This window comes from Undibacterium umbellatum (genome assembly GCF_014284125.1).
Taxonomy (GTDB): Bacteria; Pseudomonadota; Gammaproteobacteria; order Burkholderiales; family Burkholderiaceae_D; genus Undibacterium; species Undibacterium umbellatum.
In genome coordinates this window covers 827785-850481 of the sequence record NZ_JACOFX010000001.1, presented here as the reverse complement: position 1 = coordinate 850481, position 22697 = coordinate 827785, and the positions used below count along the sequence as shown (strand labels likewise).

Below are 22697 nucleotides of genomic sequence, written 5' to 3'. Positions count from 1 at the left end.
CCCAAATGTCCTCCGTCAACATGACTGCACCAACTGCAATCCCTCCTGCTGCAACTTCAATGTCGCAAAAGGTCGATCAAATCGATCCTGTGAAAATGGCAATGGTGATGCGTCGCCAGCGTTGGCAAGATTTCTTTTTTCATAAGCTGACCTTCACTTTCGCCGCCCTTGTGCTGGTGGTGTTGGTTGGTATCATTATTTCTTTGTTCCTGCGTGCCATTCCGGCCATGAAGGAATTTGGTTTGCCATTCATCTGGACCATAGAGTGGGATCCGGTTAATGACAAATTCGGTGGTACGATAGCTATCGTTGGTACTCTGGTGACATCTGTCATCGCTTTGCTGATTGCGTTTCCTGTCAGTTTTGGGATTGCCTTGTTCCTTACCGAAATTTGCCCAAACTGGCTCAAACGCCCATTGGGTACGGCAATTGAACTGCTGGCAGGTGTGCCGAGTATTATTTATGGCATGTGGGGTTTGTTCGTATTTGCTCCGCTGTTCTCGCAATATGTGCAACCTGCATTGGCCGCGACACTGGGCAAGCTGCCAGTGATCGGTGCCCTGTTCTCTGGTCCCAAGATAGGCATGGGTATTCTGGCTGCTGGTGTAATTCTGGCCATCATGATTATCCCTTTCATTGCTTCAGTGATGCGTGATGTGTTTGAAGTCGTGCCTCCCGTCCTGAAAGAGTCCGCCTATGGACTGGGTTGCACCAAGTGGGAAGTAGTGCGCAAAATTGTTTTGCCATACACCAAAATTGGTGTGGTCGGCGGCGTCATGCTGGGCTTGGGTCGTGCACTTGGTGAAACCATGGCGATTACTTTCGTGATTGGTAATTCCCATCACTTGTCCTGGTCGCTGTTTGCTGCTGGTAACAGTATCGCTTCTACACTGGCCAATGAATTTGCCGAAGCTGAATCACCACTGCATACATCATCACTGTTCCTGCTTGGGTTGATACTGTTCGTCATTACTTTCGTCGTCTTGTCTGCAGCTAAGCTAATGTTGCTGGGTCTGGCACGTAAAGAAGGAGCAAAATAATGCAAAATTCTACAATGCAATCTGCCAGTAATCCGGTGTATCGCAAGCGTTTGTTGATGCACAAGATAGGTATCACTCTGTCTTCTATTGCTATGGCGCTGGGCGTGTTCTTTTTGATGTGGATCTTGCTCACGTTGTTGATGAAGGGTTCTTCAGCAGTCAATCTTGCCATGTTCACAGAATCTACACCGGCACCAGGTAGTGATGGCGGTGGTTTGATGAATGCCATTTTCGGCAGCTTTGCCATGGTGGGCATTGCCACATTGATCTCTACGCCTATAGGCATACTGGCTGGTATCTATCTGGCTGAATATGGCGACAAGAGCTGGTTTGGGGGCGTTACCCGTTTTGTGACAGACATCATGTTGTCGGCCCCATCCATCGTTGTTGGTTTGTTCGTGTATGCGATTTATGTGGCCAACGTCAAACACTTCTCTGGTTGGGCTGGCAGTATCGCCATTTCACTCATCGCTATACCTGTGGTCGTCCGTACCACTGATAATATGCTGGGCCTGGTGCCTGCCAGTTTGCGCGAAGCCGCTTTTGCTCTTGGTGCGCCACGCTGGAAGGTAGCCTTGATGATACGCTTGCGCGCTGTCAAAGCTGGTGTCGTCACTGGTATCTTGCTGGCAGTTGCACGTATTTCTGGTGAAACGGCGCCTTTATTGTTCACCGCCTTGAATAATCAGTTCTTCAGCAGCAATATGAATCAACCGATGGCTAACTTGCCAGTCGTGATTTATCAGTTCGCCATGAGCCCGTACGACAACTGGCGTGAACTGGCCTGGGGTGGCGCATTGCTGATCACCTTCAGCGTTCTCGGTTTGAATATTTTATCGCGTACTTTGTTTAACCAAAAAACACAGCATTAATACTGACCTCGATATGACTACTCTACAAGACAATCAACAGAAAAAAGCAATCGAAATCGGCGGGCTGAATTTCTTTTACGGGACAACACGTAGCCTGCGCGATATCAATCTGAATATTTACGATAAAAAAGTCACAGCTTTCATCGGTCCATCCGGTTGTGGTAAGTCGACTTTGTTGCGCACCCTGAACCGCATGTACGATCTGTATCCCGGTCAGCGTGCGGAAGGCAGCATCATTTACAACGGCAAAAACATCCTCGATGCAGATCAGGATATTAACCTGCTGCGCGCCCGTGTAGGCATGGTCTTCCAGAAGCCGACTCCTTTCCCTATGTCGGTATATGACAATATTGCTTTCGGCGTTCGTTTATACGAGAACCTGTCCAAGGGCGAGATGGATGAGCGTGTTGAATGGGCATTGAAAAAAGCGGCGATCTGGACAGAAGTGAAAGATAAACTCAGCAAGAGTGGCTTGAGCCTATCTGGCGGTCAGCAACAACGACTGTGCATCGCCCGTGCCGTATCAGTAAAACCTGAAATCTTGCTGCTGGATGAGCCAACCTCAGCACTAGATCCTATCTCTACAGTCAAGATTGAAGAATTGATCAATGAGCTGAAAGAGGAATACACCATCGCCATCGTGACCCATAACATGCAGCAGGCAGCGCGTTGCTCTGACTATACTGCCTATATGTATCTGGGCGAGCTGGTCGAATTTGGCGAGACTGATCATATCTTCATGAACCCCGTGAAGAAAGAAACTCAAGACTACATTACTGGCCGTTTCGGCTAACAAACGACGCACATTTGCGCTTGCTTGTCCATGCAAATGCGTGGACAAGCAATGCTGCTTAAGTGAAGCTTTATAAAGCAGCGACGTTTACATTTTGCAATTGCGAATTCAGGAGAAACCTGTGACAGGCGAACACTCTTCAAAACAATATGATATGGACCTGGAGACAATACGCTCCAAGGTCTTGTTAATGGGGGGCTTGGTAGAAAGCCATTTTCATGATGCCATGTCATGCTTCCGTACCGGTAATGCTGAACAGGCAGAAGCCGTGATTCAATCTGATCTGGAAGTCAATCGCCTCGAAGTGGCGCTGGACGATATGTGCAGCCACCTTATCGTCAAGCGCCAGCCAGCAGCGAATGACTTGCGTACCGTCATGGCGACTGGCAAGGTCATCACTGATCTTGAACGCATAGGCGATGAATCAACCAAAATCGCGCGTATTTCAAGGGATGCTGCAAGCACCAGACGTGGTGTGCCCATGTTCAGCGGCTATGAAACTGTGCGTGTGCTTGCCAGCAGTGTGGCAGATATGTTGCATCAATCGCTGGATGCCTTTGCCCGTCTTGATGGCGACAAGGCAGTGCAGTTGATTGCCCAGGATGCGCTGATCGACAATGATTTCCGCTCTATCATGCGCAATCTGATTACCTTCATGATGGAAGACCCAAGCACGATATCATCGTCCCTGGATGCGCTGTGGGTGGCCAAGGCAATCGAGCGTATTGGGGACCATGCCAAGAATATTGCCGAACATACGATTTATATCGTAGAGGGCAAGGATATCCGCCATTCGGATTATGTAGCGACCAAGCAGGAAAAACTGAGTTAATTATTGATGATGGCTACAGACACAACAATACTCATCGTCGAGGATGAACCGGCAATCGTAGAACTGGTCAGTTTTTCCCTGCGTGCGGCAGGCTGGAACACTTTTGCCGTCAATACAACTGCTGAAGCTTGGGAATATTTGCAGCGCCGCACGCCGCAATTGATTTTGCTGGACTGGATGTTGCCAGATCAGAGTGGTTTGCGTCTTTTGTCCAAGATACGCTCAGACCGCCAGTTCAATGAAATCCCGGTGATCATGCTGACCGCAAAAAGCATGGAAGAAGACAAGATCGCCGGCCTTGACCATGGCGCCGATGATTATGTTACCAAGCCGTTCTCGCCGCGTGAATTGACAGCCAGGATCAAGGCCCTGCTGCGCCGCAAGAGCCCTGAACATGCACAGACTGCCCTGACAGCAGGTCCTGTTGTGCTTGATCCTGTCAGTTGCACAGTCAAGATAGAGGACAACAAGGTCGATATCGGTCACGCCGAATACAAGTTGCTGAAATTTTTCATGGCTCATCCTGAGCGTGTGTTTTCACGCAGCCAGTTGCTTGATAAAGTTTGGGGCGATCACGTCGTCATCGAAGAGCGAACGGTGGACGTCCATGTCCTGCGTTTGCGCAAAGTCTTGAAGAATGCGGAATCCCTGATCAAGACTGTACGTAGCGTTGGCTACATGCTTTCTGAAAAATAATTCAGCAAACGCGCAGTTGATGCAAACGTCACGGCCAGCGCTTGTGTCGCTACCTCATTTCAAAATGGGAATGGGGTAGCGTGAAACTGATCACTGATATCAGTTCAAACCATATATCATCATCACATTCCAAGCAATATTCAGGACCCATCATGTCTCCACGCCTTATTTTCTGGATTTCTGCATTTGTCCGCATCCTCCTGGTCTTTCTGGGAACGGCATGCGCTATCTATTTGTGGGGGGCGGTAACAGGATTGGTGTTGGGGCTATTTGGTATGGTCGCTCTGTTTTGCGTACAGTTGTTTTACTTGCAGCGCCTTGCTGACTGGCTAGACCATCCAAGTAGTTCACGCTTGCCGGATGGTTGGGGGGCCTGGACTGATATTTTTTCACGTCTGTATAAATTGCGTCGTGGTGATGAGAAAAATCAGGCTGAGCTGGCAGAATGGCTGGCACGTTTTCGCCAGGCCATGACACTGTTGCCAGACGGTGTGGTCATCATGGATGACGTTTTGTTTCTGGAGTGGTGTAATCCTGCAGCCGAAAGTCATCTGGGCTTGAGCCATGCACAGGACAAGGGCATGCGTGTGACCAATCTGGTACGCAGCCCTGAATTCATGGATTACATTATCCTGGGGCGCTACGAGACGCCCTTGACGCTGTCTTTCCGTGACCGCAAGCTGATTGCTCATATCATTCCATTTGAAAACCGCCGCCAGATTCTGGTGACACATGATGTCACCGAATCCGAGCGCATAGACATGATGCGGCGCGACTTTATTGCCAATGCCTCGCACGAATTGCGCACACCGCTGACCGTGATCAACGGTTTCCTGGAAATCGCCTCCATGCAAAGTGATCTGGATAATCACACTCGCAATATGCATCTTAAACTAATGACCGAGCAGGGTGAGCGCATGCAGCGCCTGGTAGAAGACATGTTGACCCTGACCAGGCTGGAATCGGTAGATTATCCACCACGCCCAGAACGCATCAGTATGCAAGGTCTGCTGGATCAGATAATGCAGGAGGCGCATGCCCTGTCTGCTGGCAAACACAAAATTACGCTGGAATGTACAGGCCCGGATATCCGCGGCAGCAATGATGAGATACGTAGCGCCCTGACCAATCTGGTGACGAATGCGATCCGTTACACACCAGAAAACGGCAACATCAAAATTAGCTGGATAGATACCGCAAATGGCCCCAAATTTGCCGTACAGGATGATGGTATTGGCATTAGCGCTGAACATATCTCACGTCTGACTGAACGCTTTTACCGCGTCGATAAAAGCCGTTCCCGCGAAACCCAAGGCACCGGTCTGGGCCTGGCCATCGTCAAGCATGTGCTGCTCAGGCACAAGGCTAATTTGCTGATTGAATCTACACCGAATGTGGGCAGTAAATTTTGTGTGCAGTTTCCGGGGTCGGTAGTCAGCGCATAATTTTATTGCAGGGCCAGAAGTTGCAGAATAATCTTGCTCTCCCTATTTTTCCCTCAGCGTTCAATTTTTGTCCGCCCATTGTCCGCGTTTGTCCGCCAGATGATAGCGGACAAGGGTAGCAATAAATATCCTGTACGTAATCAAAGGCTTAGCTATTGGCATATTTCATGCTGTATAAATGATTATTGGCGTGTCCTTCTTTAAATAAGCTGAATGCTGTCATTCGTATTGCCTTGTCATATCCTGGAGAAAGATAAAATTGAAACATGAAGCCCTGCGTAGCGCGTTTAAATTAAGCATCATTGCCCTGACTCTTTGTGTTTCCAATGCGCAGGCTGCTGCTGCACTCAATGACGCGGAAATATTGACTATCCTCAAGCAGCGCATAGATCAGGAAAAAATGGGTGCCAGTATTGTCGTCGGCATCATAGATAAGCAAGGCAGCAGGGTTATCAGTCATGGCTATGCCAACTTGCAATTCCGTACTTTGGCAGACGCTGATACCGTGTTTGAAATAGGCTCCATTACCAAGGTTTTCACGGGTCTCATCTTGATGGATATGGCAGAAAAAGGTGAAGTCGGATTAAATGAACCGGTGGAAAAATATTTGCCAACGTCAGTAACCGTCCCCAGGCGTGCTGGCAAGCAAATTAGCCTGCGCGATCTCTCTACGCATGTTTCTGGTTTGCCTAGAATGCCAGGCAATTTTGCACCAAAAGATCCGAAAAATCCTTACATCGACTATACCCAGGATTTGTTATATCAATTTTTGTCCACCTATCAATTGCCGCGCGATATAGGTTCCAAGCCGGAATACTCGAACCTGGGTGCAGGTTTGTTGGGTCATGCGCTGAGTTTGAGGGCTGGTTCTGACTATGAAACTTTGGTGAGAAGCCGCATTCTCATGCCTTTGAAGATGCAGAACACAGGTATCAATCTGACTGCTGACATGAAGAAACACCTGGCCAGCCCCTACGTAGTGACTGACGAGTTTGCTAGCGAAGCAAAACTGACACTTACTTCCAATTGGGATCTGGGAGTATTTAACGGGGCAGGTGGCTTGCGTTCATCCATGAATGATATGCTCAAATTCCTTGCAGCCAATATGGGTGAGCAAGAAAGCTCCGTGCAAGCTGTTGTCAATAAAATGCAAGAGCCATTGGAGCCACGGGAACCAGGCAAACCAGTCAGATTGGCGTGGGGTGGTGGCAATAAATATGGGAGCGAGATTACCTCTCATACTGGTGGCACTGGTGGTTACCGCAGCTATATTGGTTTTGACAGAAAGGCAGGAAAAGGCGTCGTTGTGTTATCCAACGCAACCACGGAAGTGGGTGACATAGGCAGCAAGATCATCAATAGCGAGTTTCGTTTGCTGCAATTGAAAATGCCGATCACCTTTGTTCAAGCAGTAGAGAAAGCTGGCTATGATCAGGCGAATGCTATCTACCAAGCTTTGAAAGCGAAAGATGCTGACTTTTTTTTGCGTGAGGAAGTCTTGAATGAATGGGCCTATTCCAGATTGAAAACTGATAAGACGCGATCGGTACTGGAATTGTTCAAGCTAAGTGTCTATCTATATCCAAAAAGTGCAAATGCCTACGATAGCCTTGCAGAGGCATATGAGGCAGTTGGCATGTATGAACTTGCGGGCAGCAGCTATCAAAAATCCTTAGAGCTAAACCCGCAAAACCAGAATGCCATTCAGCGTTTGAAAGTGCTGGCTGACGCTGCAAAGAAATAAATCTGGCAGGGGATATACTTCACCCTGCCACCTACAGGATTATTTTTTCTTGCTTTCCTACATTGATCTTCATGCCGCTCAGTTCACTGCTCTCTATGAGCATGTCCTTGAATGATATATCTGCGAATCGGCGGCCGTCCATATCAACGCCACGGAAATTACTACCGCGTTTTGCACTTCACTGAAATGTGAACCAGTCAAATCCATGCGATGGGAATTCCTGCCCTGCAAAAGCTTATTCTCATCCATCGCTTGCCTCTTGACATTGAAATTGATGATCACCCATCGCTGGGACGATGGGCAAGCAAGACTGTCAGTCAATCAACTGGCTGAGCGTAGCAAAGCCTTGGTTCTTTCCTTTAACCATTCCAGCGCAGCGCCACTGACACGGGGTGACAGGCGTTGCAAGACTATGGCATGGTAATCATTGAGCCATTTGACTTCATCTTCACGCAATAGCTCTACCGTGATGCAGCGTGTGTCTATAGGGCAAAGCGTCAGGGTTTCAAATTCCAGGTACTCACCAAATTCGGTTTGCATGGCAGGCACGGTCAGCAGCAGGTTTTCTATCCTTACGCCCCATTTGCCAGGACGGTAAATGCCTGGCTCATTAGAGGTAATCATGCCAGGCTCCATCGCCATATGGGCTTCAGCCATGGTGCTGGATATGCTTTGCGGACCCTCATGCACATTCAGGAAATAGCCAACGCCATGACCGGTACCATGGCCATAATTGATGCCATCGGCCCAGATAGGGGCCCGGGCTATGGTATCGAGCATAGGTGACAATGTGCCGCGTGGGTAACGTATTTGCGAGAGATTGATCATGCCCTTCAAGACCAGGGTGAAGTCGCGTTTTTGTGCTTCTGATACCTGGCCTACGGGAACGACGCGGGTGATATCCGTCGTGCCATTCAGGTATTGACCACCAGAGTCAATCAACAGCAGGCCATCCCCTTCGATGACTGAATGTGATTCCTGGGTGGCGCGGTAATGAGGCATGGCACCGTTGGCATTGAAGCCAGCGATAGTATTAAAGCTGGGTGAGACAAAGTGCGGCTGACGTGCACGGGCAGCGCAGATTTCTTCATCAATGGTCAACTCGGTAATGCGTTGCTTGCCCAGTGCGCTCTCCAGCCAGCTAAAGAATTCACACAGGGCTGCGCCATCCTGTTCCATGGCTTCACGGACAAATTGCGCTTCTTCTGCGGTTTTGCGGGATTTGGCAAATACCGATGGGTTGATGGCTTCGATGATTTTGACAGTTGCTGGTATGCTCTGGCGGAAGCCATAAGTAACCCTGCGTGGGTCTATCATGATGCTGCTATCTGCTGGCAGGGCGGCCAATGCAGCAGCGGCTTCGCTATAGTCCGCCAGGCTGACACCATCTTTTGCCAATATTGCTGCCAGTTCTGCCGGGATTTTGCCAGCGGATACAAACAGCTTTGCCTCAGTCTGACTGATCAAGGCATGACCAACAAATACCGGGTTATAGCTGACATCGGCACCACGCAAATTGAAAATCCAGGCAAGGTCATCGACTGTCGAAACAAAATGCCAATCTGCATTTTTGCTGTGCATTTGCTCACGTATCATTGCCAGTTTGTCAGCGCGGGCAACTACGGCATAAGGTGCTGCATGTTCATAGATGGCCGCCTGCGGCAAACTTGGGCGCTCGCTCCACACCTTATCCAAAAGATCATGGCTGGTATTGAGTTTGATGCCTTTGCTTTGCAAAGCCTGTTCCAGCGCCCTCGCAGTTGCCAGCCCCAATACTGCGCCATCCACGCCCACCGTTTGGCCAGCTTGCAGATTGCCAGCCAGCCAGTCTATGTACAGGGTAGCTGCGGCAGAGGCTATTTTCATCATCTTGATGTCAGTGGGTGCCAGCTCAGTTTCTGCCGAACTCCAGTAGCGGCTGTCTACCCACAGACCCGCAAAATCAGCAGTAACAATCAGAGTGCCCACCGAGCCGGTAAAGCCTGAAAAATAACTACGGCCCTGCCAACGGTCAGGCAAGTACTCAGACAGATGTGGGTCGGACGATGGAATAATATAGGCATCCAGCCCCTGAGCCTGCATGGCAGCACGTAATTGGACAAGACGGGCAGGGATAGGAGAGGTGACTGCGGAAGGGCTAACAGGGCTGTTCATGGACGAGTTTCCAAAGCAGGATCAACAAAGAGTGAGAACAAGTGTATTGCAAGAATGGCATAAATGCTGGCGAAGCTTGAGTGCATTGTTAATATGTCAGCATATGCTTGCATTCGCAAAACTGGGAGAGAGTATACCTAAAATATATTAGATATGAGCAAGTATGCCGATTTCTCTAATTTCTTAAGAAACGGCGCATGACATGCGGGGCAGGCTCATTTGGATTGGCGTGGGAATACTCGAGTTCAGGCGCGAGCTCAAACTCAAAGGCTGCATACAAGTCCAGCAAGCGGGGCTGGTCACTGCGTACGCCCAGACGCAGCTCTTCAACACCTGAAGTCTGTGCTGCATGGATGACGGCTTCCAGCAAATGCTGGGACAGGGTCGAACCGCGAAAAGCGGGCAGCACACCCATGCGCAGCATTTCCCAACAATTATTTTCTGTATCCAGTGGTAGCCAGCGTACAGAACCTACTGGTTCATCATCCAGCAGCAAAATAAAGCCGCCGCCCTGCATTAAATCATTGCAGACGCGCTCACTGCTTTCATGATGGCCGCTGGAGGTGGCAGCCACTTTGTCAGTCCAGCAAGCACGAGTCAGATGCGCGATGAGTTGCGCATCTTCTATGGCAGCTTCACGAACAACAATATTCATAAATCAGGCAAGATATTAACGGACACGCATACCAGGCAGCGCACCAGGCCAGGCTTCCAGTATGTACAAACCTGGATTGGTTTTTTCATCAGCAGCCGATGCAGCCAATACCATGCCTTCTGACATGCCAAACTTCATCTTGCGCGGCGCCAGGTTAGCTACCATGACAGTGAATTTACCAATTAGTTGTTCTGGCTGGTAAGCAGACTTGATGCCGGAGAACACATTGCGGGTACGGCCTTCGCCTACATCCAGAGTCAGGCGCAAGAGCTTGTCTGAACCCTCTACATGTTCGCAATTGACGATCTTGGCAATGCGCAGATCGACTTTGGCAAAGTCATCAATTTTGATTTCTTCGGCCAGTGGTTCGATGTCAGTTGTTACGGATATTGCGGCCTGGGTGGTATCAGTAGTTGTGACAGATACAGGAGTCGGAGCATCGAACAATTGATCAAAGATCTTCAGATCAACACGTTGCATCAAATGTGTATATGCACCAATTTGATGGCCAGGTGTAAGCGCCAATAAAATATCTGAATACTTCATTGGTTGAACGCATAAGAATTTTTCTGCCTCGGTTGCTAGTGAGGGTAGTATTGGCTTCAAATAGAGAGTCAGTAGCCTAAAGCACTCAATAACAACAGAGCAAACTCTATGCAGCCACTCTGGATCCGAAGGATGCACTGGATCCGAGTATTTCTTGGAAAGCTCCCAAGGTTTTGCTTTGTCCCAGAATTCATTGATGGCATCAGCATGTTTCATGATAATGCGGATCGCCAAACCGTATTCCCTAGACTCAAATGCATTCGCGATTTGAGGACCTGAATCCCTTAATCCTTTGAGCACGGTGTCATAGTATTCTGCGATCGGTTTTGAGCCTTCTAGTAGATTGCCACGTACGAGATCGCTGATGCGTCCGTCAAAGTGCTTATGCATAAAACCGGCAGCACGGCTGGCGATGTTGATGTATTTACCGATCAGGTCAGAATTGACACGCGCGACGAAGTCTTCCGGATTCATATCCAGGTCTTCGACCTTGGCATTGAGCTTGGCGGCGAAATAATAACGCAGCCATTCAGGGTTCATGCCGATTTCCAGATAGCGTAGCGGCGAAATACCAGTACCACGTGACTTGGACATTTTTTCGCCAGATACCGTCACAAAACCATGGGCATACACATTGTCCGGTGTTTTATAACCAGAGAACTTCAGCATCGCTGGCCAGAACAGGGTGTGGAAATAAGTGATGTCCTTGCCGATGAAATGGATTTGCTCAGTCGTCGGGTCAGCCATGAAAGCATCGTAATCACGACCGGTTTTGCCAAAGTAATTTTTCAGCGAAGCCAGGTAACCAACTGGTGCATCCAGCCAGACATAGAAGTACTTGCCCGGTTGGTCAGGAATCTCGATGCCAAAGTAAGGCGCATCGCGGCTGATATCCCAGTCACCCAGGCCGCCTTCACCTTCCAGCCATTCCTTGCATTTGTTCGCCACCTCGGATTGCAGGCGATTGTCTTTCAAGGCCCAGCCACGCAAGAATTCCACGCATTTTTCATCAGACAGTTTAAAGAAGAAATGCTCAGATGACTTCATGATCGGTGTCGCACCGGTCAGGACAGAGTAAGGGTTCTCTAATTCTGTCGGCGCATACACGGCGCTGCAGACTTCACAGGAATCGCCATACTGGTCCTTGGCACCACATTTAGGGCATTCACCCTTGATGTAACGGTCAGGCAGGAACATGTTTTTGACCGGGTCAAAGAACTGTTCTATGGTTTTGCTGGTGATAAAGCCAGCAGCTTTCAGTTTGCGATAAATGTCCTGCGACAACTGATGGTTTTCTTCCCCATCGGTTGAATGCCAGTTATCAAACTGTATATGAAAACCATCGAGGTATTGTTTACGTCCGGCAGCGATCTGCGCCACAAAAGCCTGTGGTGTGATGCCAGCTTTTTCAGCCGCAATCATGATAGGTGCACCATGTGCATCATCCGCGCCGACGAAATGTACCTCGTGACCCGACATTCGCTGATGCCTTACCCAAATGTCAGCCTGGATGTATTCCATGATGTGACCAAGGTGGAAGGGCGCATTAGCGTACGGCAGGGCAGTGGTAACAAACAGCTTACGGGTCATGGTTGATGCACTTTTTATGAACGGACAAGGGCATTATTCTAACAGCGAAAGCGCAGATTGGAGCCGCCATGCCCTGATCCGGGGAAATACGGGGTGATAGAAATGGGGGTTTTGTGTTGTTTTGCTAATGGATGATGCTCAAACTACCCACGCACCGTTCCTGTAGACAACTTCATCATCCAGTTTTACCGCTTCGGTAACGGCAAAGACGTCGACATGATGGCGGCCTTCACCTCGCTTGATATGCGGTTTTGCATAGCTGCCATGCTTGGCGCCCAGGGATAAATGGACGCCGCACATGCGCTCATAGGTGCCTATGTCACGCACGGTCTTATCCTTGGAAAAGGCCTTGTTCATGCCAAAACCTAGTTCGCGCACCCAGACTACGCTATCGTCAGCCCGTATATTGGCCAGCACCTGATCAAATTCAGGCGTGGAATTGATGGTATCAACAACCTGGCCTTTTTCCACGATCAGGGTGATCGGCTGTTCCGGGCGATTGACGGTAAATGTCGTATCGCCAAAGGCAAAAATGCGGATTTTTCCGTAAACATCTTCCAGTGCTACCGATTCTGTGAATACTTCACCAATGGGAAATTGACCACCGACATTGTTCATCTGGCGATAGTCACCGACATTGAGCTTGGCCGGTTCAAAGCGACCACTGAAGATCAGTTCTGCGTCGCCACTATCGACGACGCCACGGCTGGCGTTATCGATTTTTTGTTTGAGTGCATTGCCGGTGCCGCGATAGTAGTTGGCATCGTAAGCCAGTGACTCTATGTAATACAGGTTTTCATCACCTTCCATGCGTGCAAGGTGGGGATGCTCTATGACTTTCAGGCCGCGCTTGAATAATTCCACGCGCAGCCTGTAGGCTTCGAGGCGAAAATTGGTGGATTGAACCAGCACAGCCAGATCAGATGCTTGCAGGGTATTTAAAGCTGACAAAATAAACTCAGGTGTCTCCGCATCAAAATCGATGAAGCGGGCATTGGGCAGGCAAGCGCGGTAGGCGCTGGTCAATGCGACTGCCAGAGGGCAGCGCTGGTCATAAACGACTACTGCCTGATGTTGATCCGTGTGCTCAAACGCGAGCTGCAGGATGTCGCGCAAATGTTGCTCCGCCATTGCAATGGTGTCGGCAGGCAAGTGCAACGCTGAGTTGTCTGTATTGGTATTGGTATCGCTTGCGAAGGTGGTCATGATTCTGCCAGTGCTTGCTCTTTGGTAAGGGCGGCAAGCACTTTTATCTGAATGGGAAGCCTGAGCTGGGGACGCTATTTTAGCGCCTAATACTTAAGTATGGATTTGATTTAGGCCATGTTTCAAGGCATTATGCTTAACTTAATGGAAACAAAGTGTATATAAATTCACAAAAATCCATAAATTAGTTGTGCACAATAAATGATCAGCAAATGCCTGGCTGGCATATTGCTCATCAAAATATAAATTTACAGGGAATGAATATGATCGTTAAGCAGTTTTTAAAGTGGGTAGCAGCCTTATTTTTGATAGCCTTTAGCCATTTTGCTTATGCGCAAAATGCCGCGACTGAAGCTGAGATGAAAGCTGCCTTTGATGAAGCGAAGAAAGTCATGCAGGCAGGCCCTGCAGAAATTAAATTGATCGATCAGGCTGTCTTGAAAGTGCCTGCTGGTCAGTTCTTTGTCCCTATGCCCGCAGCTGGCCGCATCATGCGTGCGATGGGTAATTCTTCTATTGAGAGCCTGATCGGGGCAATTTTCCCAGAGCAGGGTGACTGGATGATTGTGGCCGAGTATGAAAAGTCAGGCTATATCAAGGATGATGACGCCAAAGACTGGAATGCAGACGATTTGCTGAAAAGTTTGCGAGAAGGTACTGAAGAGGGCAATAAAGAACGTGTTCAGCGTGGTATCCCTGAAATGCAACTGGTAGGCTGGGCAGAAAAGCCTAACTACGATGCTGCAACGCACAGACTGGTTTGGTCGGCCATCACCAAAGACAAACAGGCTAATAATGATAACCAGGGTGTTAACTACAATACCTATGCACTTGGCCGCGAAGGCTATATCAGCTTGAATCTGGTGACAGCCCTCAATGATTTACCGCAACAAAAAGCCATCGCCAAAGATTTATTGGGGCATCTGGAATTTACAGACGGCAAACGTTACAGCGATTTTAATGTCAGCACGGATAAAGTAGCTGAGTATGGTCTTGCTGCCTTGATTGGCGGCGTCGCCGCCAAGAAACTGGGCTTGTTTGCATTGATTTTCGCTTTCCTGGCCAAGTTCGCCAAACTGGCTCTGGTTGCCGTGGTAGGCTTGGGCGCCTTGGTGGCCAAGTTGTTTGGTCACAAGAAAGCGTAGTTCTATAAGAAGTACAGGTAAGGATAAATAAAAATGTTGAAGTTGCTGTTCCTGCTATTCTCTGGCGTCAAATTTGGCAAGTTGCTGACCTCGGGCGGCACCATGATTATTTCTGTAGTGTTTTACGCCTGGATATTTGGTTGGTGGTATGCCGTGGGATTTGTCTTGCTCATGTTTATCCATGAGTTGGGCCATTTTATTGCGGCCCGTCAGCGCGGCTTGCGCGCGGGTTTGCCGACTTTCATCCCTTTCCTGGGCGCCTGGACTGAGATAAAAGATCAACCCCATGATGCCGAGACTGAAGCATATATAGGAATGGGCGGTCCTTTGGCGGGAACAGTTGCTTCGATACTTTGTTACTTCCTCGCCCGTAACTACAATAGCGACTTGCTCCTGGCGGTTTCATATTCAGGTTTCTTTTTAAACCTCTTCAATATGATACCCATGATGCCTTTTGATGGCGGACGCATCACCGCAGTGCTGACGCCTCGTATCTGGTTCGTTGGCGTTCCCATCTTGCTGGCTGTGTTTTATTTTCGCCCCAGTCCCATGCTGATCATTATCGGTTTTCTGGCCTGGCCACAATTGTGGCGCGCCTGGAAATACGATCCAGAGGCTGAAGAGAACAAGGCTTACTACAATATGTCATCCCAGGTACGATTTACCTATGCAGCCTATTACCTGATCTTGCTGGGCTTCCTGGCCGTTATGACCAATGATGTGCATGAGATGGTGCAGGCGGCGCGTCAGGTAAAAGGCATTTAGTTAATAAAGCAAGCGCAGTATTCTGCGCTTGCTGTATCCGGGTTCTTAAAAACTGGGCTTGTTCACCATCAAAAAGTACACACCTATCATGGCGATGAATGCTGGATAGCCCAGCCATTCCCATATCTTCGCATAGCGCCAGTACTGCTCTGGCAGCACAGTAGTGTTGTTAGCATCGGCAATTTCCAGCATGGCTTTCATGCGAATTTGCAACCACACCACAGGCAGCCAGCAGGCACCTGCAAAAAGGTATAGGACGAAAGACCACATGATCCAGGGGGTGCTCAAGGGCCAGCCTGCCATAAGTACCATGGCAAAGCCTGTCAGAGGCTGGATAATCACGGCAGGTGTCGTAAAACACCAGTCAGCCAAAACCACCAGTCGCGCAACCACAATTTGCGCCTTGAATTGCTTGCTGCGGTTGGTAAAAAACATATAAAACGCCGAGCCAAAGCCGGTACCAACCAGTAAGACAGAAGACAGGATATGCAGGGTTTTAAGCAAGAGATAGGTGTTCATTTTGTGTCTCTTTGATGAGCAAATAAATAAGCAAGTAAAGCCAGTATTGGCAGATTTTTCAGGACAGGGCCAAATGGATGTAAATAATATTCAGGTAAAAAGATCGCAATGATGCAGCTATAGCCAGCAATCAGGGCAATTTGCATCAACCATAAAATACGCTTGGGCCAGAACAGCGTCGCTAGCCCTAAGGATAAATCCAGGGCAGATGCTGCCATCAACATGAACATGGCAGGCGCACCACTAAGGCCGAGAGGCTGCAATAAGGCCAGGCTGCCAGAGATGGGGTAGAGACCAAATGATAACGCTGCCGTAACAAGCCAGATCAGAGCCAACACATAGCGAAACAGTGGCAGGCTCCAGCCTGCAATCGCGCTGCTGGCGAGCATATGGGCTGGGACGTCTGCGAACCAGTTTTTATACGATTTTGCTGGCCTGCTCAGATGCGCAGCAAAGGGGATGGCGTCAGCAACATTGTCTTGCTCCAGCATGCGCAAACTGTCTGGCGTCAGCACATTTTGCGGCAACAGCCTTGCCGCGCTGGCTGCCATGCGCATCAAAGGCATGGGGATAGAGAACATGCATTGCGCTGGCATGCCCATGGCTTTGCGATAGATTTCCAGCATGCGCCGGTAAGAAATGGCTTGCGGGCCTACTGTGTTCAAAATCATGCTATTGCGGTTTTCATCAGCTAGCCAGATAGCTATTGCTGCACACAAGTCTTCTACATGCACGGGTTGTACCTGCTGTTCACCACGACCTGGCAAACCAAGCACAGGTAAGCTGGCCATGCTGCGGAATAGCTGGCTACTGCCACCATCAATGCCAACGACCAAGGAAGGGCGCATGATCAGATAACAGAGGCCGCTAGCTATCAGCGTCTTGTCAGCCGCGCGCTTGCTTTGCATATAGCCTGTCATGGCTTCCGGATGCTCGGTTTCGTTTACAGCACCCAAAGCAGATATTTGAATGATGGATTTAACGCCGCAACTGGATGCCGCGTAAAACAAGGCAGCAGGTGCATCGCGATGGATGGCATCGAAACTTAGTTCTGTCGTTTCATTGAGTATGCCTACAGCATTGATGATGACATCAATTTGCCCTAAGCGACGCAGACGTTTTTCCCAGATGGCTGGCTCAATGTCCTGCGTATAATTGATCGCTATTTCTTCAGGATCAGTCAGGCGTTCGGGCAGTTTTGGTTTGCGCACTCCATGACAGACTTCATGTCCTGCATCCTGCAAAACCTGGCTGATGTGGCGCCCCAGAAAACCTTGTGCGCCACAGATAAGAATTTTCATGATGAAACTTATTTAATTGAACATTTGCCTTGTTTGCAGGCGCGGCTACGTTTTTCAGCGCGTCTCGCGGCAATGCGAATGATCGCATCTGCAAATATTTCAGAAACCCAGTGACGATTTTTGGCGACATACTCATAACCCCAATTACAGATAGGTTTTAGTATCGGTAAATTGCTCGCCGCAGTCAGCCAGCCCAGGCCCACGGCGCGATAGGCAAGGTGGATGGTTTCTACGCCAGTGACGACCGTGCCATCGGGTTTGACACCATGGATGACGCGCATTGCTTCTTCCAGGTTGACGCCGTATTTACCAGCATCAAAACCAGGTGCCGAGGCATCGACGAAATTCAATTTATTCAATTGATCACGCTCCCGCAAATTGTCCATTTCCAGCTTGCAGACAGGGCACGAGGCATCATACAGAAGGGTGAGTGGATAGTCGTTCATTTTAATCTTCCTCAGTTTAACTTTATTTCTGACATTTCTGTCAAAACAGAAATGTATCTTCAAAAAAAATGCCTTTGCATTTTTTTCTTGTGCGAATCAGATGAAGAGCTTGTTGCAGCAAGCTTATTGCTTGTCATCCCCGCGCACAAATTTTTGTACTGCCGCTCCCATCTTTAAGAGCTTCATCAGCGTATTCGGTTCCAGTCGCAGCATTTCATCGGTCCAGGTGGTGACGGTCTTCATCAGTGCCAGGGTTTCTGCTATGCGCAACTGTGTGGCCTTGTCTTCCTGATCCAGATCAGGGCTATCCAGGCATTGCTGCAAGGTGGTAATGGTGGGATTGAACTCTCTTTCCTTGCGCTCACGTACTACTGTGCGAAACAATTCCCAGACATCAAGCGAAGTTTCATAATGTGCCCTGCGGTCACCCATGACATGCGCGAGTTTCACCAGCTTCCAGTTTTGCAGCTCTTTCAGCGAATTGGATACATTCGATCTGGCTACACCCAATGTGTCTGCAATTTCTTCTGCCTGCATGGGGCAGCCAACGATATACAGCAGGGCATGAATTTGGCTCACGGTACGGTTAACACCCCATAAGGTGCCCATTTCGCCCCAGTGCAGGATAAATTTTTGTTTGACGGGTGTAAGTTCCATGAGCACAGTGTAGTTAATTCCTTTATTTCAGTCAAGACAGAAATAAAAGAATTATAAATTTCCTTAATAAAAGATAAAATTGCTGTGAATGAGACTTTAACAAGATATCAAAGAAGAGAGGCATTGATGGATGATTTGCACGCAGTATTAAATTTCTGGTTTGGGATGGATCCCGACGATGCCAAGACCGCGCAGTCCCAGACCAGATTATGGTGGTCCAAGAGCGATGATCTGGATGCTGCCATCAGGGATGGTTTCGCCAATTTAACCGAACAAGCAATGCAAAAGGAATTGGCAGGCTGGGAAAATACAGCAGAAGGCAGGCTGGCACTGATCATCCTGTGTGACCAGTTCCCCAGGAATATGTATAGAAACACGCCCGAGTCCTTCGCTTATGATGCGCAGGCCAGGGCTTATTGTGAGGCGGGTCTGCTGGCACAGGCTGACCGCCAGTTGCGCCCTATCCAAAGAGTTTTCTTTTACCTGCCGCTGGAACATTCAGAGTCGCTGGCAGACCAGGACAGGGCTGTGGCCTTGTTTGATGCCTTGCGCCAGGAAGTGCCTGAAGCACAGCGCGAGACTTTTGAAGGCTTTTATCAATTCGCCATCAAGCATCGCGTAGTCATCCAGCGCTTTGGCCGCTTCCCGCACAGGAATGCAATTTTGGGAAGAGCATCGACATCAGAAGAAGTGAAATTTTTATCTGAACCTGGATCGTCTTTTTAAAAGATGGCAGCAGGCTACTACGGAGTACTCGACCATGATTCAACAACTTGCAACACCAGGTGTCTATGCTACTGAAGTGGATGGTTTTTCCAGTGCTGTGGTGGCGGTGCCTACAGGCATCCCTGTCTTTGTTGGATATACAGCAGAGGCCAACGGTGAGGGTAAGCCCATACCCATTTCATCGCTGAGTGAATACATCAGCATTTTCGGCGCTGCGCCACAAATAGAGTATGACTACGTGAGCAATACGCAGGCGATGCCACCATATCGGGCCAATAAAGCTGCGCCGGCTTTCGGTTTATATTTTGGTTTGCAATTGTTCTTCAATAATGGTGGTGGGGTTTGCTACATCCTTTCTCTTGGTACTTATGGCGATGTAATTGCTGCGGGTACTTTTGGCAAGGACGCTTATACCAGTGCGCTGGCTGTTGCCGCTGCATGTACAGAAGCTGATTTGCTGGTCATGCCCGATGCTGTGCAACTTAGCCTGGATGACTGGGCCAGCGTATCGCAAATGGCTTTGCAAAGTTGTGAACAAGCGCAGCATCTCATGTGCGTACTTGATGTACTCAATGGCTATTTACCCGCAGATGGCAGTGCGCAAGACCCTGTCACTGGCGGCACAGGCAACGGTGGCTTCTACAGGATTGCCGGGCTGGGTGATGATTTCAATAAATATGGCGTCAGTTATTATCCATGGCTGAATACGAATATCGTCAGTATCAGTGACATCGATTACAGCTGGGTTTCAGCTGGTACCTTGCCTTTGCTGGTAGCAGATTTGAATACGGAAGCAGCCACTTTATTTCCTGCCGACGCTGCTGGTAACGCGACAAAGCTACAGGCTTACATAAGCATCGTAGCCTTGTTGCCGCAAACAGGTGACGCAGTGGCAGTGCGTCAGCGTCATCAAAGCCTGATGGCGTTATCGCCGTTGTATCAATCCTGCATGAACAACATCGTTGGCAGCGTTAATCTTTTGCCACCCGCTGCTGCCATGGCTGGTGTATATGCACGTACTGATCATACTTTTGGTGTGTTTCAGGCACCTGCCAATACGACCATCATCAACGCCCTTTCCCCTGCGGTGACTGTCACTGACCAGCAGCAGACAGATTTAAATATGCCCTTGAATGGAATGGCTGTGAATGCCATACGCACTTTTCCCAACTACGGTTTGCTGGTCTGGGGAGCGCGCACCCTGGCGGGAAATAGCGATGACTGGCGTTACATCAATGTCAGACGCACCATGATCATGCTGGAGCAATCGATTAAAACAGCTTTGCAATCCTGTGTGTTTCAAGCCAACGATAGCCTGACCTGGGCTAGCGTGAATGCCTCAATCAGCAGTTTTTTGAATGCACTATGGAAGGAGGGTGCTCTGGCTGGCAGCAAGCCAGATGAGGCATATAGTGTCAGAGTTGGGCTGGGCAGCACCATGACAGGGCAAGACATACTCGATGGTCTGATGAAGGTGACAGTTTCAGTCGCGCTTACGCATCCGGCAGAATTTATCGTACTGACCTTTCAACAGCAGATGCAAACCAGCTAACTGAGAGAGTGCCTGGCACCATGCCGGGCACTCATTAAGACCTCATAAGCTAGTCATAACCAAATGTGGCTGTACTTTTGTTCAGATTGCGCGGAGCAGGTGGTGCTTTAGGTACGAAGCTGAACTGGAATTTGACATTGCTTGGGCCGTCATTTGCCACTTGCACAGTTTGTGCAAGCGGTTCGCCAAACATATTCGGTGCCCAGGCTTTGACTTCATACTTGCCGGCGGGCAGATTATTCAGGGCCACACTGCCTGACGCATCGGTCTTGGAAAAATACGGTGTATCAACCACATAGATAAAACCGCGCATCCAGTCGTGAAAGTGGCAGACCAGGGCGACTTCACCCACTTTGTCAAACAGGACAGGTGCTGGTTCTTCTTTTTTGCTATTCACGCGCAGCTCGAAGGTCTTTGCTGGCGAAAATGATTTCAGGTGATGCTCGTGATTATCCTTGTTGGGAAAACGCACCTGCGTCCCACTGCGTATGACGGTCAGGAAAGGGCTAAAGGCATAATTTTCTTGCGACACAATGCTTGTTTCACCAGGTTTTTTTGCAGGTGAAGGCGTATCCAATGGTGTTGCGAACATAACGGCATTGCTCATGGCTTGCCCGTTCTTGTCGGTCAAATGCCCCACCAGCAAGCCAGCCTGGGCAGTTAGTGAATAACTGAGCAATCCCAAAACAGATAATGGCAGGCGGAATTTGCGGGGCGGCAGTTTTGCTTGGATTTGCATCAATTTCTCCTGATTTTCTTATAAAAACAAATGAGCGCAGGGCTATTATGCTTGAACTTTATTTGGCAAAGGAGTTTGTATCTTCTCAAGATGCTGACTTACAACAAGCCTGTCAGCAAGGGTATTGCAGCCCAGACGCACAAATTGCGCTAGACTTGCAGCATATCTATGGAGAATTGCATGAGTATTACAGTTGATGACATTAAAGCCGCGTTGGCAAAAGTAACAGACCCCAACACGAATAAAGACCTGATAACGACTAAATCAGTAAAAAATATCAAGATAGAAGGCGTAGATGTGAGCCTTGACGTCGAGCTGGGTTACCCGGCGAAAAGCCAATTTGAAATGATACGCGCTGCCGTTGTGGCAGCCATTGCAACCTTGCCAGGCGCAGGCAAGGCCACAGTTAATGTGAGTTCGAAAATCATTGCCCATGCCGTGCAGCCTGGTATCAAGCTCATGCCTAATGTGAAGAATATAATTGCTGTGGCCTCAGGCAAGGGCGGGGTTGGTAAATCGACTACCGCCGCCAATCTGGCCCTGGCCCTGGCTGCTGAAGGTGCGGCTGTCGGTATCCTGGATGCCGACATCTATGGCCCTTCGCAACCTATGATAATGGGTATCTCCGGCCGTCCTGAAACAGTCGATGGCAAAACCATGGAGCCACTGGAAAACCACGGTCTGCAAGTGTCTTCCATCGGTTTCATGATTGACCCTGACGAACCCATGGTCTGGCGCGGCCCCCTCGTGACCCAGGCCATGCAGCAATTGCTGGGGCAAACCAACTGGCGTGACCTTGATTATCTGATCGTCGATATGCCACCAGGTACGGGTGACGTGCAATTGACGCTGTCGCAAAAAGTGCCTGTCACTGGTGCTGTCATCGTAACGACACCGCAAGATATCGCCTTGCTGGATGCGCGCAAGGGTCTCAAAATGTTTGAAAAAGTTGGGATTCCTATCCTGGGCATCGTCGAAAACATGAGCATACATATCTGCTCCAACTGTGGTCACGCGGAACATATTTTCGGTGAAGGTGGCGGGCAGAAGATGTGTGCCGATTTTGGAGTTGATTTCCTTGGTGGCTTGCCTTTGACAATGGCTATACGCCAGCAAGCTGATTCTGGTACGCCGACAGTAGTTGCTGAGCCTGACGGGAAAATTGCTGGCTTGTATAAAGACATCGCCCGTAAGGTCGCAATCAAGGTCGCTGAAAAAGCCAAGGATATGACCAGCAAGTTTCCGACCATCACCATACAAAATACCTGAGGTGC

The 22697-nt window shown here is 49.2% G+C and carries 21 protein-coding genes; 12 read left to right on the top strand and 9 right to left on the bottom strand.

What is annotated here, in order from left to right; genetic code table 11:
* Nucleotides 1-59 precede the first annotated feature (59 nt).
* The 7 genes from pstC to H8L47_RS03960 all read left to right on the top strand — a co-directional run bounded on the left by pstC (nucleotide 60) and on the right by H8L47_RS03960 (nucleotide 7422).
* Entirely contained in the window at nucleotides 60-1040 is a 981-nt protein-coding gene (pstC, locus tag H8L47_RS03990; RefSeq protein ID WP_186952031.1) for a phosphate ABC transporter permease subunit PstC, read from the top strand.
* Nucleotides 1040-1912: a phosphate ABC transporter permease PstA gene (gene pstA / locus H8L47_RS03985; protein ID WP_186951892.1), complete on the top strand. Its 873-nt coding sequence runs from the start codon at nucleotides 1040-1042 to the stop codon at nucleotides 1910-1912. The genes pstC and pstA overlap by 1 nt, the downstream gene beginning before the upstream one ends.
* Nucleotides 1913-1925: 13 nt before the next feature.
* On the top strand, nucleotides 1926-2705 hold the full coding sequence (gene pstB / locus H8L47_RS03980) for a phosphate ABC transporter ATP-binding protein PstB (protein ID WP_186951891.1): 780 nt from the start codon (nucleotides 1926-1928) through the stop codon (nucleotides 2703-2705).
* Nucleotides 2706-2826: 121 nt separating this feature from the next.
* Nucleotides 2827-3537 carry a phosphate signaling complex protein PhoU gene (gene phoU / locus H8L47_RS03975; RefSeq protein ID WP_186951890.1) on the top strand — a complete coding sequence of 237 codons (711 nt, stop codon included), beginning with the start codon at nucleotides 2827-2829 and terminating at the stop codon, nucleotides 3535-3537.
* 9 nt (nucleotides 3538-3546) lie between these two features.
* Complete coding sequence (gene phoB / locus H8L47_RS03970; protein WP_186951889.1) at nucleotides 3547-4233, top strand: phosphate regulon transcriptional regulator PhoB; 687 nt, start codon at nucleotides 3547-3549, stop codon at nucleotides 4231-4233.
* Nucleotides 4234-4385: 152 nt separating this feature from the next.
* The gene (gene phoR / locus H8L47_RS03965; protein ID WP_186951888.1) at nucleotides 4386-5678 is read left to right on the top strand and encodes a phosphate regulon sensor histidine kinase PhoR; all 1293 of its coding nucleotides are present in this window, start codon (nucleotides 4386-4388) and stop codon (nucleotides 5676-5678) included.
* A 259-nt stretch (nucleotides 5679-5937) separates the two neighbouring features.
* On the top strand, nucleotides 5938-7422 hold the full coding sequence (locus H8L47_RS03960) for a serine hydrolase (protein WP_186951887.1): 1485 nt from the start codon (nucleotides 5938-5940) through the stop codon (nucleotides 7420-7422).
* Between the two features lie 321 nt (nucleotides 7423-7743).
* Here the strand turns inward: H8L47_RS03960 and H8L47_RS03955 are convergent, their stop codons facing one another.
* The 4 genes from H8L47_RS03955 to H8L47_RS03940 all read right to left on the bottom strand — a co-directional run bounded on the left by H8L47_RS03955 (nucleotide 7744) and on the right by H8L47_RS03940 (nucleotide 13573).
* Nucleotides 7744-9576, bottom strand: a complete 1833-nt coding sequence (locus H8L47_RS03955; protein WP_186951886.1) for an aminopeptidase P family protein — start codon at nucleotides 9574-9576, stop codon at nucleotides 7744-7746.
* A 175-nt stretch (nucleotides 9577-9751) separates the two neighbouring features.
* The gene (locus H8L47_RS03950) at nucleotides 9752-10231 is read right to left on the bottom strand and encodes a GNAT family N-acetyltransferase (protein WP_186951885.1); all 480 of its coding nucleotides are present in this window, start codon (nucleotides 10229-10231) and stop codon (nucleotides 9752-9754) included.
* 15 nt (nucleotides 10232-10246) lie between these two features.
* Complete coding sequence (gene metG / locus H8L47_RS03945; RefSeq protein ID WP_186951884.1) at nucleotides 10247-12367, bottom strand: methionine--tRNA ligase; 2121 nt, start codon at nucleotides 12365-12367, stop codon at nucleotides 10247-10249.
* 138 nt (nucleotides 12368-12505) lie between these two features.
* A complete protein-coding gene (locus H8L47_RS03940; protein ID WP_408057683.1) occupies nucleotides 12506-13573 on the bottom strand; it encodes a hypothetical protein in 1068 nt (355 codons plus the stop codon).
* Nucleotides 13574-13836: 263 nt separating this feature from the next.
* Between H8L47_RS03940 and H8L47_RS03935 the strand changes: the two genes are divergently transcribed.
* Nucleotides 13837-14718 carry a DUF2167 domain-containing protein gene (locus tag H8L47_RS03935; RefSeq protein WP_230413564.1) on the top strand — a complete coding sequence of 294 codons (882 nt, stop codon included), beginning with the start codon at nucleotides 13837-13839 and terminating at the stop codon, nucleotides 14716-14718.
* A 33-nt stretch (nucleotides 14719-14751) separates the two neighbouring features.
* Nucleotides 14752-15483 (top strand): site-2 protease family protein, encoded by a 732-nt coding sequence (locus tag H8L47_RS03930; protein ID WP_186951882.1) that lies wholly within the window; start codon nucleotides 14752-14754, stop codon nucleotides 15481-15483.
* A 45-nt stretch (nucleotides 15484-15528) separates the two neighbouring features.
* Here H8L47_RS03930 and H8L47_RS03925 read toward each other — a convergent pair whose 3' ends face one another.
* From H8L47_RS03925 to H8L47_RS03910, 4 genes are all read right to left on the bottom strand, one after another.
* Nucleotides 15529-16002 carry a DUF2269 family protein gene (locus H8L47_RS03925; protein ID WP_186951881.1) on the bottom strand — a complete coding sequence of 158 codons (474 nt, stop codon included), beginning with the start codon at nucleotides 16000-16002 and terminating at the stop codon, nucleotides 15529-15531.
* Complete coding sequence (locus tag H8L47_RS03920; protein WP_186951880.1) at nucleotides 15999-17303, bottom strand: SDR family oxidoreductase; 1305 nt, start codon at nucleotides 17301-17303, stop codon at nucleotides 15999-16001. The genes H8L47_RS03925 and H8L47_RS03920 overlap by 4 nt, the downstream gene beginning before the upstream one ends.
* 8 nt (nucleotides 17304-17311) lie before the next feature.
* The gene (locus H8L47_RS03915) at nucleotides 17312-17749 is read right to left on the bottom strand and encodes a thiol-disulfide oxidoreductase DCC family protein (RefSeq protein ID WP_186951879.1); all 438 of its coding nucleotides are present in this window, start codon (nucleotides 17747-17749) and stop codon (nucleotides 17312-17314) included.
* Nucleotides 17750-17872: 123 nt separating this feature from the next.
* Nucleotides 17873-18406, bottom strand: coding sequence for a GbsR/MarR family transcriptional regulator (locus H8L47_RS03910; RefSeq protein ID WP_110254021.1), 534 nt, complete (start codon nucleotides 18404-18406; stop codon nucleotides 17873-17875).
* Nucleotides 18407-18532: 126 nt separating this feature from the next.
* Here H8L47_RS03910 and H8L47_RS03905 point away from each other — a divergent pair, with 126 nt between their 5' ends.
* Nucleotides 18533-19132, top strand: coding sequence for a DUF924 family protein (locus H8L47_RS03905; RefSeq protein WP_186951878.1), 600 nt, complete (start codon nucleotides 18533-18535; stop codon nucleotides 19130-19132).
* Nucleotides 19133-19166: 34 nt separating this feature from the next.
* A complete protein-coding gene (locus tag H8L47_RS03900; protein WP_186951877.1) occupies nucleotides 19167-20684 on the top strand; it encodes a phage tail sheath family protein in 1518 nt (505 codons plus the stop codon).
* 49 nt (nucleotides 20685-20733) lie between these two features.
* Here the strand turns inward: H8L47_RS03900 and H8L47_RS03895 are convergent, their stop codons facing one another.
* A complete protein-coding gene (locus H8L47_RS03895; protein WP_186951876.1) occupies nucleotides 20734-21423 on the bottom strand; it encodes a carboxypeptidase regulatory-like domain-containing protein in 690 nt (229 codons plus the stop codon).
* Between the two features lie 180 nt (nucleotides 21424-21603).
* Between H8L47_RS03895 and apbC the strand changes: the two genes are divergently transcribed.
* Nucleotides 21604-22692 (top strand): iron-sulfur cluster carrier protein ApbC, encoded by a 1089-nt coding sequence (gene apbC / locus H8L47_RS03890; RefSeq protein WP_186951875.1) that lies wholly within the window; start codon nucleotides 21604-21606, stop codon nucleotides 22690-22692.
* Nucleotides 22693-22697: the final 5 nt, after the last annotated feature.

Coding starts and splice junctions, on each gene's coding strand:
- apbC (WP_186951875.1), top strand. CDS start 21,604: ATGAGTATTACAGTTGATGACATTAAAGCCGCGTTGGCAAAAGTAACA.
- H8L47_RS03935 (WP_230413564.1), top strand. CDS start 13,837: ATGATCGTTAAGCAGTTTTTAAAGTGGGTAGCAGCCTTATTTTTGATA.
- H8L47_RS03905 (WP_186951878.1), top strand. CDS start 18,533: ATGGATGATTTGCACGCAGTATTAAATTTCTGGTTTGGGATGGATCCC.
- H8L47_RS03915 (WP_186951879.1), bottom strand. CDS start 17,749: ATGAACGACTATCCACTCACCCTTCTGTATGATGCCTCGTGCCCTGTC.
- phoB (WP_186951889.1), top strand. CDS start 3,547: ATGGCTACAGACACAACAATACTCATCGTCGAGGATGAACCGGCAATC.
- H8L47_RS03920 (WP_186951880.1), bottom strand. CDS start 17,303: ATGAAAATTCTTATCTGTGGCGCACAAGGTTTTCTGGGGCGCCACATC.
- metG (WP_186951884.1), bottom strand. CDS start 12,367: ATGACCCGTAAGCTGTTTGTTACCACTGCCCTGCCGTACGCTAATGCG.
- pstA (WP_186951892.1), top strand. CDS start 1,040: ATGCAAAATTCTACAATGCAATCTGCCAGTAATCCGGTGTATCGCAAG.
- H8L47_RS03895 (WP_186951876.1), bottom strand. CDS start 21,423: ATGCAAATCCAAGCAAAACTGCCGCCCCGCAAATTCCGCCTGCCATTA.
- H8L47_RS03910 (WP_110254021.1), bottom strand. CDS start 18,406: ATGGAACTTACACCCGTCAAACAAAAATTTATCCTGCACTGGGGCGAA.
- pstB (WP_186951891.1), top strand. CDS start 1,926: ATGACTACTCTACAAGACAATCAACAGAAAAAAGCAATCGAAATCGGC.
- H8L47_RS03930 (WP_186951882.1), top strand. CDS start 14,752: ATGTTGAAGTTGCTGTTCCTGCTATTCTCTGGCGTCAAATTTGGCAAG.
- H8L47_RS03925 (WP_186951881.1), bottom strand. CDS start 16,002: ATGAACACCTATCTCTTGCTTAAAACCCTGCATATCCTGTCTTCTGTC.
- H8L47_RS03955 (WP_186951886.1), bottom strand. CDS start 9,576: ATGAACAGCCCTGTTAGCCCTTCCGCAGTCACCTCTCCTATCCCTGCC.
- phoR (WP_186951888.1), top strand. CDS start 4,386: ATGTCTCCACGCCTTATTTTCTGGATTTCTGCATTTGTCCGCATCCTC.
- pstC (WP_186952031.1), top strand. CDS start 60: ATGTCGCAAAAGGTCGATCAAATCGATCCTGTGAAAATGGCAATGGTG.
- H8L47_RS03900 (WP_186951877.1), top strand. CDS start 19,167: ATGATTCAACAACTTGCAACACCAGGTGTCTATGCTACTGAAGTGGAT.
- H8L47_RS03940 (WP_408057683.1), bottom strand. CDS start 13,573: ATGACCACCTTCGCAAGCGATACCAATACCAATACAGACAACTCAGCG.
- H8L47_RS03950 (WP_186951885.1), bottom strand. CDS start 10,231: ATGAATATTGTTGTTCGTGAAGCTGCCATAGAAGATGCGCAACTCATC.